The sequence below is a fragment of the Paenibacillus sp. FSL P2-0121 genome, from assembly GCF_037975345.1.
GTDB lineage: Bacteria > Bacillota > Bacilli > Paenibacillales > Paenibacillaceae > Paenibacillus_AQ > Paenibacillus_AQ odorifer.
Map to the genome: position 1 here is coordinate 749,484 of NZ_CP150245.1, position 14,349 is coordinate 763,832.

General features: G+C 49.1%; 12 protein-coding genes and 1 riboswitch. All 12 genes read left to right on the forward strand.

The window, feature by feature from the left end; all coding sequences use genetic code 11:
- Positions 1-28 precede the first annotated feature (28 nt).
- Complete coding sequence (locus MKY54_RS03265) at positions 29-463, forward strand: universal stress protein (protein ID WP_036680923.1); 435 nt, start codon at positions 29-31, stop codon at positions 461-463.
- A gap of 233 nt (positions 464-696) precedes the next feature.
- Positions 697-798: riboswitch (purine riboswitch) on the forward strand.
- A gap of 305 nt (positions 799-1,103) precedes the next feature.
- Positions 1,104-1,589 carry a 5-(carboxyamino)imidazole ribonucleotide mutase gene (purE, locus tag MKY54_RS03270; protein ID WP_036680920.1) on the forward strand — a complete coding sequence of 162 codons (486 nt, stop codon included), beginning with the start codon at positions 1,104-1,106 and terminating at the stop codon, positions 1,587-1,589.
- Positions 1,586-2,818: a 5-(carboxyamino)imidazole ribonucleotide synthase gene (gene purK / locus MKY54_RS03275; protein ID WP_076128458.1), complete on the forward strand. Its 1,233-nt coding sequence runs from the start codon at positions 1,586-1,588 to the stop codon at positions 2,816-2,818. Before purE ends, purK begins: the two co-directional genes overlap by 4 nt.
- Positions 2,819-2,823: 5 nt before the next feature.
- Positions 2,824-4,119 carry an adenylosuccinate lyase gene (gene purB, locus MKY54_RS03280; RefSeq protein WP_036680917.1) on the forward strand — a complete coding sequence of 432 codons (1,296 nt, stop codon included), beginning with the start codon at positions 2,824-2,826 and terminating at the stop codon, positions 4,117-4,119.
- A 485-nt stretch (positions 4,120-4,604) separates the two neighbouring features.
- Entirely contained in the window at positions 4,605-5,495 is an 891-nt protein-coding gene (locus MKY54_RS03285) for a phosphoribosylaminoimidazolesuccinocarboxamide synthase (RefSeq protein WP_076279486.1), read from the forward strand.
- 124 nt (positions 5,496-5,619) lie between these two features.
- Complete coding sequence (gene purS, locus MKY54_RS03290; RefSeq protein WP_036680912.1) at positions 5,620-5,865, forward strand: phosphoribosylformylglycinamidine synthase subunit PurS; 246 nt, start codon at positions 5,620-5,622, stop codon at positions 5,863-5,865.
- Positions 5,866-5,870: 5 nt separating this feature from the next.
- The gene (gene purQ / locus MKY54_RS03295; protein WP_036680909.1) at positions 5,871-6,560 is read left to right on the forward strand and encodes a phosphoribosylformylglycinamidine synthase subunit PurQ; all 690 of its coding nucleotides are present in this window, start codon (positions 5,871-5,873) and stop codon (positions 6,558-6,560) included.
- Complete coding sequence (gene purL, locus MKY54_RS03300) at positions 6,538-8,784, forward strand: phosphoribosylformylglycinamidine synthase subunit PurL (protein WP_339189449.1); 2,247 nt, start codon at positions 6,538-6,540, stop codon at positions 8,782-8,784. Before purQ ends, purL begins: the two co-directional genes overlap by 23 nt.
- Positions 8,769-10,265, forward strand: coding sequence for an amidophosphoribosyltransferase (purF, locus tag MKY54_RS03305; RefSeq protein WP_036680905.1), 1,497 nt, complete (start codon positions 8,769-8,771; stop codon positions 10,263-10,265). The genes purL and purF overlap by 16 nt, the downstream gene beginning before the upstream one ends.
- Positions 10,266-10,919: 654 nt before the next feature.
- Positions 10,920-11,960 (forward strand): phosphoribosylformylglycinamidine cyclo-ligase, encoded by a 1,041-nt coding sequence (gene purM / locus MKY54_RS03310; protein WP_339189452.1) that lies wholly within the window; start codon positions 10,920-10,922, stop codon positions 11,958-11,960.
- Positions 11,960-12,577: a phosphoribosylglycinamide formyltransferase gene (gene purN / locus MKY54_RS03315; protein WP_076128467.1), complete on the forward strand. Its 618-nt coding sequence runs from the start codon at positions 11,960-11,962 to the stop codon at positions 12,575-12,577. Before purM ends, purN begins: the two co-directional genes overlap by 1 nt.
- Before the next feature lie 206 nt (positions 12,578-12,783).
- On the forward strand, positions 12,784-14,331 hold the full coding sequence (gene purH / locus MKY54_RS03320) for a bifunctional phosphoribosylaminoimidazolecarboxamide formyltransferase/IMP cyclohydrolase (RefSeq protein ID WP_339189455.1): 1,548 nt from the start codon (positions 12,784-12,786) through the stop codon (positions 14,329-14,331).
- The last annotated feature ends 18 nt before the right edge of the window (positions 14,332-14,349 follow it).

Below are 14,349 nucleotides of genomic sequence, written 5' to 3' on the forward strand. Positions count from 1 at the left end.
TTACAAACTAGAAAAAGAGGTGGCGTACATGTTATTCTCTAAAATTTTGCTAGCCTATGACGGTTCAAAGGCTTCTAATCAAGCATTGGAGCGCGCAATTGAACTCGCTAAAGTCACACCAGGTTCTATATTGCATGTCGTACACGCATTTGAATTCCCAAGATTTTTTATCGGAGAAGCTCTTGCACCACTACCAGCTTCAGTAAATAAAGAATATTATGATTTGGCAGTGCAGACAACCGAGGAAGTGAAGGGACGCCTTGAGGCTGAAGGCCTGAATGCTGAGGTTGAGCTTTTACAAGGATCTCCTGCGGAAGTGATTTTGAAATATGCTAAGGAAAATGCTATAGACATCATAGTTATCGGCAGCCGCGGGCTTGGCGGTATACGTGAATTTGTTCTGGGCAGTGTCAGCCATAATGTAGTACAAAGCGCTCGTATTCCAGTGCTGGTTGTAAAATAATATAGAGTTCAAAGGGACGCTGATAGCGTTCCTTTTTTTCAATTTAAGGCTGTACAGGTCTTAATCTGGAGCTTAAACACCATAGAGCGCTAGAGGTAGGAGCGTACGGAAAGAAGTACTTCTTCACAAAATATAAGGTTGTTGAGAATTTAAATTCGCCCAAAAGCGAACATTTATTATGGTGATTTTACCAATGTTCGTGTTTGAGTTGACATCATGTGTAGGGGATTGTTAAACTGATGTCATGAAGAGCTCGTATAAAACCGGGAATATGGCCCGGAAGTTTCTACCCGGGAACCGTAAATTACCGGACTACGAGGAAATAGGATGCTAGAATGCGATAATGCAGTCCAGATAATGGAGTGAAGCATTGTGCAGCTTTGCGCGCTTAATGCCAGTTTGGTGAGAGGCAAGCGGGAGTGTTTTTTCCTAATTCCTTTACTAGTCCGATCCTCCCGCAGCAAAATGCGTCTGGACATCGGGCTTTTTTAATATAAGGAATAAGTTACACGTAATACATCAACCTTATATTATTAAGGAAAACGATAGTCATCCCTGAAGGACGAGAATGTAGTCTCTGCTTGTTCGGATTTACAAGATAAAGATATCTCATACTAGTGATTGGAAGGTAGGTCGAATCATGTCTGTGCAGGTAGCTGTCATCATGGGTAGTAAGTCGGATTGGGATACGATGGAGCACGCTTGTGGGGTGCTGGAAGAGCTGGGTTTGTCTTATGAGAAGAAGGTAGTATCCGCGCACCGTACACCGGACTTGATGTTCCGCTATGCGGAGGAAGCCGCTGGCCGCGGTATTCGTGTGATTATTGCAGGAGCAGGCGGCGCCGCACATTTACCGGGTATGGTGGCTGCAAAGACGATCCTGCCAGTGATTGGTGTGCCCGTGCAGTCGAAAGCACTTAATGGGCTGGATTCGCTGCTCTCCATCGTGCAGATGCCTGGAGGCATACCGGTAGCAACAGTAGCTATTGGTAAAGCAGGCGCTGTAAATGCAGGCCTGCTGGCCGCACAGATCATCGGAGCGTTCGACCCTGAAGTGCAGCAGCGTGTGCAGCTGCGTCGGGATGCGATCCGCGATGAAGTATTGGAAAGCAGCGACAGCTTATGAGGCCGGAGGAGCTGAAGCTGCAGGAGGCTGGCGGCGCAGCTTCGCCAGCTGCACAAGCGTCCGGTGCGGACACCGTCCGGACGCTGCTGCCCGGCTCGACCGTCGGCGTGCTCGGCGGCGGGCAGCTCGGGCGCATGATGGCGCTGGCCGGCAGCGCCATGGGGTACCGCTTCGTGGCGCTGGATCCTGCGCCGGATGCGCCTAGCGGTCAAGTTACGCCGCAGATTACGGCGGCGTATAACGACCGGGACGCGGCGCGGGAGCTGGCCCGCCGCTCGGACGTCATCACGTACGAGTTCGAGAACGTCGACGCGGGCGTAGCAGCGCTGCTGGCGGAAGAATCGTACGTGCCGCAGGGCAGCGCGCTGCTGTATACCACGCAGCATCGGCTGCGCGAAAAATCCGCCATCGAGGCGGCGGGCGTTCCGGTCGCCCCGTACCGGAAGGTGGACAGCCTTGCGGAGCTAAAAGAGGCGGCGGCTGAACTTGGACTACCTTGTGTGCTCAAGACAGCCACAGGCGGTTATGACGGCAAGGGTCAAGCTGTGATTCGTCAGGAAGAAGAGCTGGAAGAAGCTTTTCGGCAGGTTGCACCCGGTGAGGTGATTCCGGAGCTAGTGCTTGAGAAGTTTGTAGCTTTTCAATGCGAAATATCCGTTGTTGCTGCACGTAGTGCATCTGGGGAGGTCAAAAGCTTCCCGCCTTCTGAGAACATTCATGTAAATAATATTTTGCATCTGTCCATTGTGCCTGCAAGAGTGTCAGCGGACATTCAGCGCAGAGCTTGCGAGCTGGCTGAGACTTTAATCGCAGGCCTGAATGCGGTTGGACTGCTTGCCGTGGAAATGTTCGTCACAGCGGACGGTGAATTGTTCGTCAATGAGCTGGCACCAAGACCGCATAATTCCGGCCATTACACCATGGATGCTTGCGTGACCTCACAGTTCGAGCAGCATGTCCGGGCGATTTGTAATCTGCCGCTGGGCGATACAACGCTTTTGACACCTGTAGTTATGGTAAATGTATTAGGTCAGCATTTGGATGGTGCGATTAAAGCGACCTGTACACATGAGGAAAAAGATAATAAGCTGGGTATTGTACCTAAGCTTCATATATATGGCAAGACTGAGAGTAAGACTGGTCGTAAGATGGGTCATATCAATCTGCTGTGCAAGGATACCGGAGACGGCCTATCCTGGGTGGAGCAATCTAAACTTTGGAGGAACTAAAGAATATGATCGAACGTTACAGCAGACCCGAGATGCGGGCCATTTGGACTGAGGAGAATAAATTCAAAGCGTGGCTGGAAGTGGAAATATGCGCTTGTGAAGCATGGGCGGAGCTGGGAGTCATCCCACATGAAGACGCTGCTAAGCTGCGTAAGGATGCTAAATTCGACATCGCACGTATTGATGAAATCGAACAGGAAACACGTCATGACGTAATCGCCTTTACTCGTGCGGTTTCCGAAAGCCTTGGCGCAGAACGCAAATGGGTACACTACGGCCTTACTTCCACAGATGTGGTGGATACAGCACTGGGTTACTTGCTGCGTCAAGCGAATGAGATTCTAGAGAAGGATATTATTAACTTCATTGAGATCCTTAAAGATAAAGCTATTGCTTATAAAGATACACCGATGATGGGCCGTACACATGGGGTTCATGCTGAGCCAACTACTTTTGGTCTGAAAATGGCATTGTGGTACGAAGAAATGAAACGTAACCTGGAGCGTTTCCGCCATGCTGCGAACGGTGTGCAATTTGGCAAAATCTCCGGAGCCGTTGGTACGTATGCCAACATCGATCCATTCGTAGAAGAATTTGTCTGCCGTAAGCTGGGTACAAGCCCTGCACCGATCTCGACACAAACTCTACAGCGCGACCGTCACGCTGAATATATGGCAGCTCTTGCTCTGGTAGCAACCTCGCTAGATAAATTCGCTACCGAAATCCGCGCTCTGCAAAAGAGTGAGATTCGCGAAGTAGAAGAAGCTTTTGCCAAAGGTCAAAAGGGTTCATCTGCTATGCCGCATAAACGGAATCCTATTGGCTGCGAGAATATTTCCGGTCTGTCCCGCGTGATTCGCGGACATATGGTTACAGCTTACGAGAACGTGCCGCTCTGGCATGAACGCGATATCTCGCACTCTTCAGTGGAGCGTATCATCCTTCCGGATGCAACAATGCTATTGAACTACATGCTGAACCGTTTCGGAAACATCGTGAAGAACCTGACTGTATTCCCAGAGAATATGAAGCGTAACATGAACCGTACCTTCGGCGTTCCTTTCTCTGGCCGGATCTTAACCAAGCTGATTGATAAAGGCTTCAGCCGCGAGCAAGCATACGACACTGTTCAACCACGTGCGATGCAAGCTTGGGAAGAGCAAAAGCAGTTCCGTGATATCGTGGAAGCTACACCTGAAATCACTAATGTCCTCACCCCAGAAGAGATTGAAGATGCATTTAACCCTTCTTGGCACCTTAAGCATGTGGATACCATCTTCCGCAAGCTAGAACTTATCTAAGAAAAGATAAGTTAGTGGTGAACTAAGGAGCTAGGAATAGTACGAGCGGTTAAGGTTGTGCAGAATTGAAATGCAACTGGTCGATAAGGAACGGAGAGAAATTTTGGAACTGTAGAAGCGTTAGCGTTCGCCTTTATCCTCGGATTTCTACCACGTGCAGTGGTTCAAATCAGGAAATCTGAGGATAACAGCGATCGGAAGTCCAAACATTCCTCGGAGTTACGCCTTTGAGACTCTAAAAAAGATAAGTTAGTGGTGAACTAAGGAACTAGGAATAAAAGAAATCGGTCGAAGGAGTAATGGAGAGGAAGTTTGGAACTGTAGAAGCGTTAGCGTTCGCCTTTATCCTCGGATTTCTACCGCAGCAGCGGTTCAATCAGGAAATCTGAGGATAACAGCGATCGGAAGTCCAAACATTCCTCGGAGTTACGCCTTTGAGACCAATTAGTTATTAGGAAGATCATTAGTTCAAGGGAGGAAAGGTCATGACATCATCGGCCGTATCCACAGCCGTGGAACTCATCAATGCGCCGCTGCTCTACAAAGGGAAGGTTCGTGAGCTATACGATTTAGGGGAAAATGTACTGATCGTAGTTACGGATCGGATATCTGCTTTTGACTATGTGCTGGACCCGGCGGTCCCTGAAAAGGGCAATGTGCTTAACCGTCTGAGTGCGTTCTGGTTCGGACAGACTAAAGAGCTGATGGAGAATCATGTCGTTCATATCGATGTGGATCTGCTCGGCGACGTAGTTAAGGACAAAGAGGCTCTCAGAAACCGTGTCATGGTGGTACGCAAAGCGGAGCGTATTGATATCGAATGCGTAGTGCGTGGATGCATCACTGGCGGCGGCTGGAGACAGTATCAAGAAACCGGCAAGGTAAATGGTATTGAACTTCCTGCTAACCTCCGCAAAAACGCGCTGCTGGCAGAACCGATTTTTACTCCTGCGGCTAAAAATGATGTAGGTCACGATGAGGATATTCCGTTTGAGAAAATGCAGGAATTAATCGGAGCTGATCTGGCGCTTGAGCTGCAGGAAAAGAGCTTAAAGCTGTTCGCTTTTGCTAGAGAGTATTGTGCTGAGCGTGGGATCATTCTTGCGGACTGCAAATTCGAATTCGGCTTGTTGGACGGTAAGGTGATTCTGATCGATGAGATTTTTACACCGGATGCTTCCCGCTTCTGGGCTAAGGATAAATACGCGCTTGATATTGAAATTGATAGTATGGATAAAGAGCCTGTTCGTACGTATCTATCTGCATCTTCCTGGGACAAGAATAGTAAACCTGATCCGCTCCCACTGGAAGTAGTAGAAGAAACTACACGGCGTTATCTGGACATTTATCATCGTCTTACTGGCAAGTCTTTATAGTTCAACATAGTGTGTGCACTCATGGGAATAAATTCAGTATATATTTTTGAAGCTAAATGTACTCATTGTAGAATTTCAGTTTCAGAGGGTATGCTCATTAAAATTTAGGAGGAACTACAAGCATATGTTAAAAGCGACGGTATATGTCACCATAAAGAAAAGCGTTCTTGATCCACAAGGGGTAGCAGTACAAGGAGCACTTCATTCGGTAGGCTTCCAAGAAGTTGAAAGCTTGCGTATCGGGAAATATATGGAGCTGACTTTGGATACGGATAACCGTGCTGAAGCGGAAGTGCGTCTCAAGGAAATGTGCGAAAAGCTACTTGCCAACACGGTGATCGAGGATTACCGCTACGAATTGGAGGACTAAACGACATGAAATTTGCTGTACTTGTCTTCCCAGGCTCCAACTGTGATATTGATTGCTACAAGGCGGTAGAGGACAGTCTCGGCGAACCAGTCGATTATGTGTGGCATACAGCGACGGATTTGTCGGCGTATGATTGCATTTTGGTTCCAGGCGGATTCTCATATGGTGATTACCTGCGCTGTGGCGCGATTTCGAGATTTGCTCCTGTTATGGCGGAAGTTGCTAAAGCAGCAGAGCAAGGGAAATACGTGCTAGGCATTTGCAATGGGTTCCAAATTCTTACTGAGGCTGGTTTGCTGCCAGGTGCGCTTCGCCGCAACATGTCGATGAAGTTCCGCTGTCACGATACAGTGCTTAAGGTTGTTAATAATGAAACCCCATTTACTATTGACTATGCTAAAGATGAAGAAATCATTATCCCAATCGCACACGGTGAAGGCAACTACTACTGTGATGACGAGACTTTAGCAGAGCTGAAAGCTAACAATCAGATCGTGTTTACCTATAGCGATAACCCTAACGGCTCCGTAGCCGATATTGCGGGTGTTAGTAACGTACAAGGGAATGTGGTTGGCATGATGCCTCACCCTGAGCGCGCGGCTAATAGTTTACTTGGTTCAGAAGATGGCAAAAGAATGTTTACATCCATACTGAAGACTTGGAGGGATCGTCATGACGCAGCAAGTATCCGTTAAGGAACCGACCGCAGAACAGATTGCGGAGCAGAAAATTTACAGCCAGTTCGGTGTGTCGGACAGCGAATATGAGCTGATCAAGTCTTTTATGGGACGTTTGCCGAACTATACTGAAATCGGCGTATTCAGCGTAATGTGGTCGGAGCACTGTGCCTATAAGAACTCCAAACCCCTCCTGAAACGTTTCCCAATTTCCGGACCACGTGTCCTGATGGGACCTGGCGAGGGCGCAGGGATTGTAGATATCGGTGACAACCAAGCGGTTGTTTTCAAAATCGAAAGTCATAACCACCCTTCAGCGGTAGAACCTTTCCAAGGTGCGGCAACGGGTGTCGGCGGGATCATTCGTGATATTTTCTCCATGGGCTCCAGACCTATCGCAATCCTCAATTCACTACGTTTCGGGAAGCTGGAAAGTGATCGAGTGAAGTATTTGTTCGAGCATGTTGTGTCTGGTATTGCCGGTTATGGTAACTGTATCGGGATTCCAACGGTTGGCGGCGAAATCATGTTCGATGATAGCTATGACGGTAACCCGCTTGTTAACGCAATGTGTGTCGGTCTAATTGATCATGACAAAATCCAACGTGGTGTAGCTAAGGGTGTAGGCAACCCTGTCTTCTATGTAGGCCCTCCTACAGGACGTGATGGAATTCATGGTGCTACTTTTGCATCGGTAGAGCTTAGTGAGGAATCAGAAGCTAAACGTACCGCTGTACAAGTCGGCGATCCATTTATGGAAAAGCTCGTTATGGAATCTTGTCTAGAACTGATCGACAGCGGCATCGTTATCGGGATTCAGGATATGGGTGCAGCGGGTCTTACATGCTCTAGTGCGGAGATGGCAAGTAAAGCAGGCAACGGTCTGGAGCTGTATCTTGATCAGGTGCCACAACGTGAAGAGGGCATGACGCCTTACGAAATGATGCTTTCAGAATCACAAGAACGGATGTTGTTCGTCGTTGAGCCGAAGGATGAGGCCCAGGCACAAGAGATTTTTGACCGCTGGGGTGTTATCTGCTGTAAAGTCGGTAAAGTTACGGATGATGGCCGCTTGAAATTGTATCATCACGGCGAGGTTGTTGGTGACATGCCAGTAACGGCGCTCGTGGATGAGTGTCCAGTATATAACAAACCTTCTGAGGTTCCTGCTTATTATATTGCGAATGAAAAGGTAGATACCCTTCGTTATGAGGAAGTTACGGATCTGGGCGGTGCATTGCGTACAGTACTTGGATCACCAACCGTAGCAAGTAAAGCATGGGTATACAATCAATACGATTACATGGTGCGGACGAGCACAGCTGTACGTCCTGGATCTGACGCGGCTGTAGTTACCATTCATGGTACTCGTAAAGGACTTGCGATGACTACAGACTGTAATGGCCGTTATGTTCATCTTGATCCTGAAGTGGGTGGACGTATTGCAGTCAGCGAAGCGGCACGTAACATCGTTTGTTCCGGTGCTGAACCGCTGGCTATTACGGATAATCTGAACTTTGGAAATCCTGAGAAGCCTGATGTGTTCTGGCAAATGGAGCGTGCGGTTGATGGTATGGCTGAAGCATGTCGTGTGCTGGATACTCCGGTTATCGGTGGTAATGTCAGTCTTTATAACGAAAATACTACGGGTTCCATCTATCCAACGCCGGTTGTCGGCATGGTTGGTTTAGTAGCGGACACGGATCATATTACGACTCAAGGGTTCAAGCAAGAAGGCGATTCCATCCTTCTGCTGGGAGTGACCAAGGCTGAGCTGGGCGGCAGTGAATTCCAATATGCTGTTCATGGTGTGACCGAAGGTCGTCCTCCGGCTTTGGATTTGGCTACTGAGAAAAAACTGCTGAACGTAGTCCTTACCTCAATTCGTGGCGGTCTGGTGCGTTCCGCGCATGACTTGTCCGAAGGTGGACTTGCTGTAGCGCTTGCAGAGAGCTGTATCAGCGGTGGAATCGGAGCGAACGTTGAGCTTTCAGCTAACGGTCTTAGATCTGATGTAGCATTGTTTAGCGAAAGCCAATCACGCATTGTGCTGACAGCCGCTCCTGAACGTGCGGAAGAGCTGAAAGCAGCGATTGCAGCCAGCGGTGTTCCCGTGGAGATCATCGGAACTGTAGGTGGAGACAGACTGCGCGTAAATCTGGACGGTGTGTCCGCACTAGATGAAGCTGTAGCAGAATTGAAATTCGTTTGGGAGGATGCTATTCCATGTCTTATGAAATAAAGACCGGGAAAGAGCAGGAGACTCCTATCCTGTGGACTGGTGACTTTTACAATGAAGGAACGGGCTCGGGAGATATTTTTGACACATTAAAAGAAGAATGCGGCGTTTTCGGGGTCTTCGGACACCCGGAAGCGGCGTCCATGTCTTATTACGGCTTACACGCCTTACAACACCGTGGAGAAGAAAGTGCGGGAATCTGCGTAGCAGACGGTCGCGATTTCAACTATCACCGCGGGATGGGGTTAGTAAAAGAAGTATTCGACAAGGACAAAATTGCCTCATTGGTTGGAGATATGTCCATTGGGCATGTACGTTATTCCACTAGTGGAGACAGTCGCTTAACCAATGCGCAGCCACTGGTATTTAAATATCGTGACGGCGATTTGGCGATTGCTACGAACGGCAACATAGTAAATGAACCGTTGATCCGCAAACAGCTGGAGCAAAGCGGATCGATCTTTCAAACTACGAGTGATACAGAAGTGCTGGCGCATCTGATTGCCCGTTCGCCAAAGGATTTTGTTGAAGCGGCAAAAGATGCGCTGCAGCAGCTCGTTGGCGGGTTTGCTTTTCTGCTTATGACAAATGATAAGTTAATTGTCGCTTCAGATTCCCATGGCTTGCGTCCGCTAGTGATGGGACGGATTGGTGAAGCTTATATTTTTGCTTCCGAGTCCTGCGCATTAGAGGTCATTGGGGCACAGCTGGTTCGAGATATTGAGCCGGGCGAACTGCTTGTCCTCGACAAAAACGGCCTCTTAGAGGACCGTTTTACCGAACCCAAACGTAAAGCGCTGTGCGCGATGGAGTATATTTACTTCTCACGCCCAGACAGTGATATGAACGGCTCTAACCTGCACTCCGCCCGTAAGCGGATGGGTAGCCGCATGGCACTGGAAGCTTTTGTCGATGCTGATCTCGTAACCGGTGTGCCGGATTCCAGTATTTCAGCAGCCATCGGGTATGCCGAGCAAACGGGAATTCCTTATGAGCTTGGGCTCATTAAGAATAAGTACACTGGACGGACCTTCATCCAGCCGAGCCAAGAACTGCGTGAGCAAGGTGTGAAGATGAAGCTGAGCGCCGTGCGCAGCGTAGTTGATGGCAAACGTGTCGTTATGATCGATGATTCTATCGTTCGTGGCACGACCTCACGCCGAATCGTCAATCTGCTTAGGGAAGCGGGAGCTGTTGAAGTGCATGTGCGGATTACTTCGCCACCGTTCAAGAATCCTTGCTTCTACGGCATTGATACACCAGACCGCCGCGACCTCATCGCGTCCTACAAGACCATTGAGGAAATGTGCGAAGAGATCAACGCCGATTCCTTGGCATTTTTGTCGCCGGAAGGCTTAATCTCTTCCATTGGTGGACACAACAAAGACGACTACAAAGGCGGACTTTGCCTTTCTTGCTTTGATAATGATTACCCGACGCAGGTGGATTTTGGCGGGGCAGAGAAAGATGGCTGCTCGTGTTGACATCCCCCTAAGTCCCCCTTTCAAAGGGGGATTCCGAAGGGCTCTGCCCTCCGGCCACCCGAAAGCTCGGCGGTAGGAGTTAGGTTATAACTTGCTAAGAAGACTTGGGTACGAGTGCTCGCTTTGTCCCTGTGTGCTGCGCACGGACGGGACACGCTTTACGGCGCTCCGCCCCCCGGCTGCATCCGCCGCCGGGACTGGCTCGCCAAGCTTCCCTCTGTTTGCTTCGCAAATACGAGGGCCGCTTGTCTCGCTAAGGTGGCGCTCGGTTGCACCCTAAGCGCCAAGAGCAGCTTCCCAAGCTGGTTCCTGTTTGCTGCGCAAATGCGGTACTCGCTTGTTTCGCTTAAGAAGGTGCATGGCGCAGCTCATGCACCGAGGTCTTGAGGTCCGTGTGCAAGGCGCGCACTGCGGCTTGCAGTAGGGACAAACCGGTGGTTGGAGGGAGTTATGGAGAGGAAGTTTGGAACTGTAGAAGCGTAGCGTTCGCCTTTATGGTTGGATTTCTACCGCGAAGAGCGGTTCGAATCAGGAAATCCAACCATAACAGCGATCGGAAGTCCAAACATTCCTCGCAGTAACTCCCCTACAATCACCCAAAAGCCGAATGCGCCCAAACGCGCTCTAAACTATTAAAAGATGAGGTGTCCAATAGTGTCGGAAGCTTATAAAAACGCCGGAGTGGATATTGCCGCTGGTAATGAAGCGGTAGAACGCATGAAAAAGCACGTAAAACGTACTTACCGTCCAGAAGTAATGACGGATCTTGGTGGGTTCGGAGCGCTGTTTGGCCTCAATAAAGATAAATATGAAGAGCCAGTGCTTGTATCGGGAACCGATGGTGTAGGCACAAAGCTCAAAATCGCGTTCACGGCGGATCGCCATGACACAATTGGCATTGACGCTGTAGCTATGTGCGTGAACGACATTGTAGTGCAAGGTGCAGAGCCACTCTTTTTCCTCGACTATCTGGCTTGCGACAAAGTGGTGCCGGAGAAAATCGAAGCTATCGTAGCTGGAATCGCTGAAGGCTGTCACCAAGCGGGTTGTGCACTGATTGGCGGCGAAACGGCTGAGATGCCGGGTATGTATTCAGCAGGTGAATATGATATCGCTGGATTCACAGTGGGCGTAGCTGACAAAGCGAAGCTGGTAACAGGCGCTAACATCGCTGCTGGCGACACAGTGATTGGTCTGGCTTCCAGTGGTGTGCACAGCAATGGCTTCTCGCTGGTGCGTAAGCTTTTGCTTGAGCAAGAGGGTTATGATCTGAATGACGTGCTTCCTGAGCTTGGCGCTCCGCTCGCGGATGTGCTCCTTGCACCAACAAAGATTTATGTGAAGCCCTTGCTGGCACTGCTGGAGCAGCTTCCGGTAAAAGGTATGGCTCATATTACGGGTGGCGGATTTATCGAGAATATCCCACGCGTATTGCCTGATAATGTAGACGTGGAGATCAATTACGGATCGTGGCCGATTCTGCCAATCTTCGGATTGATGCAAGACAAAGGAAACGTAAGCAACCGTGATATGTTCACTACTTTTAATATGGGAATTGGTCTTGTTCTGGTAGTTAGCGCTGCTGATGGAGAACGCGCTCTTGAACTGCTTAAAGCTAGCGGAGAAGAGGCGTATATCATTGGTAAAGTAACAGAAGGGGAACGCAAAGTAACCTTTACTGGAGCTGAAGTGTGATGCAATCAAGTCGAATCGCTGTTTTTGCTTCGGGGCAGGGCAGCAATTTTGCAGCACTGATCGAGGCACAGAAAGCAGGTTTGCTTGGAGACGGCAGGATTGAATTGCTTGTCTCGGACAAGCCGGAAGCGCCTGTAGCACAACGTGCGGAGGATGCGGGAATTCCCGCCCTCTTGCTGCGGCCAAAAGACTTCGCCAGCCGTGAACTCTACGAAGCAGAGATTGTAGCAGAGCTTCAGCGGCGGGAAATCGGGCTGGTTGTGTTGGCAGGGTATATGCGCCTCATTACACCAGTGCTTTTAACGCCGTATGCGGGTCGGATTATTAACATTCACCCATCGCTGCTGCCTGCTTTTGCTGGAAAGGATGCGATCGGACAAGCGCTGGATTATGGCGTGAAGCTGACGGGAGTCACTGTGCATTTTGTCGATGGAGGTATGGATACCGGGCCGGTTATTGCTCAGCGTAGCGTAGTTGTGTTGGATAACGACACGGCAGATTCATTGGCGGAACGGATTCATAAGGTTGAGTATGAGTTGTATCCTGAAGTGGTTGGCGCTTTTGCCAGCGGGAAAGTGGAACTGAGTGGAAGAAAGACGATTATCCGCGAAAAGTAAGCCACACTGTAGCCATTCGAAGTTTTGGATCGACATTTGGTGACAGGCGGAGAGATTTCAGGGTATTTCTCGGGAAATATTGCATAAGCGGCATTATGTGTCGTGTAGTAGGTAATAGAGTCAGATTCTTTCTTATAGTAATTTCCCAAGCTTTTAGATGTCATCACATTAAATCGCACGTACAACCCGAAGGAGGACTATTCAAAGTGAGTATCAAAAGAGCGCTAGTTAGCGTATCGGATAAACAAGGTATCGTGGATTTTTGCCGCGAGTTGTCTGCATTAGGCGTAGAGATTATTTCCACAGGTGGAACAAGCACGCTTTTGGCTAAGGAAGGTGTTCCAGTCATCGGTATTTCCGATGTTACAGGATTCCCGGAAATCATGGATGGACGTGTCAAAACCTTGCACCCGGCTGTACACAGCGGATTGCTAGCGGTTCGTGACAATGAGGAACACACGCGTCAAATGAAAGAGCTTGGTCTGGACTACATTGATCTGGTAGTAGTAAATCTGTATCCGTTCGCGGAAACCATTGCTAAAACGGATGTATCGTATGAAGAAGCCATCGAGAATATCGATATCGGCGGACCGACGATGCTGCGTTCTGCGGCGAAGAACCATGCTTTTGTAAGTGTAGTGGTAGATGCTAACGACTATGCTACAGTGCTTGAAGAGGTTCGCGCAGGTGGAGATACAACGCTGGAAACACGCAAACGTCTTGCGGCAAAAGTGTTCCGTCATACGGCGGCTTACGATGCCTTAATTTCCGATTATTTGGCTAATGTTACTGGCGAACCGCTTCCTGAGCGCTACACCGTGACTTATGAGAAAATTCAGGATCTGCGCTATGGCGAGAATCCGCATCAAAAAGCGGCTTTCTATCGCAAGCCTTTGGCTGCGGGGGATACTCTTACAGCAGCTGAGCAATTGCATGGCAAAGAATTATCCTACAACAATATCAACGATGCTAACGCAGCGCTGCAAATCGTGAAAGAATTTGAAGAACCTGCTGTCGTAGCCATTAAACATATGAATCCTTGTGGTGTAGGTGTCGGTGAAAGTGTATACGAAGCTTATCAAAAAGCTTACAACGCAGACCCAACCTCTATCTTTGGCGGAATTGTAGCCGCTAACCGGATTATCGACGCGGACACTGCTACTCTGCTAAAAGAGATTTTCCTCGAAATCGTATTGGCGCCAGGCTTTACGGAAGAAGCACTGGAAATCCTTACGAAGAAAAAGAACCTGCGTCTGCTCAAAATCGGCAATCTCAGCACGGCTAACGCGCGTAAGAGCAGCTTCGTAGTTACCTCTATTGATGGAGGAATGGTTGTACAGGAGAGCGATGTGCATTCTGTGAACCCGGATGATCTGCAAGTTGTTACGGACCGTAAGCCAACCGAAGAAGAATTGAAACAGCTGTTGTTCGGCTGGAAGGTAGTTAAGCATGTGAAATCTAATGCGATTGTATTAGCGGCGGATGATATGACAGTTGGCGTAGGTGCAGGGCAAATGAACCGCGTTGGCGCGGCAAAAATTGCGATTGAACAAGCTGGCGAGAAGTCCAAAGGATCAGTCCTTGCCTCTGACGCCTTCTTCCCAATGGGAGATACACTTGAAATGGCAGCCAAAGCAGGCATTACCGCAGTTATTCAGCCAGGCGGCTCCATTAAAGATGAAGAATCGATCAAGGTCGCGAATGAGTATGGAATTGCTATGGTCTTCACAGGCGTCCGTCATTTCAAACACTAGAACGCTGGGAGGATTTTA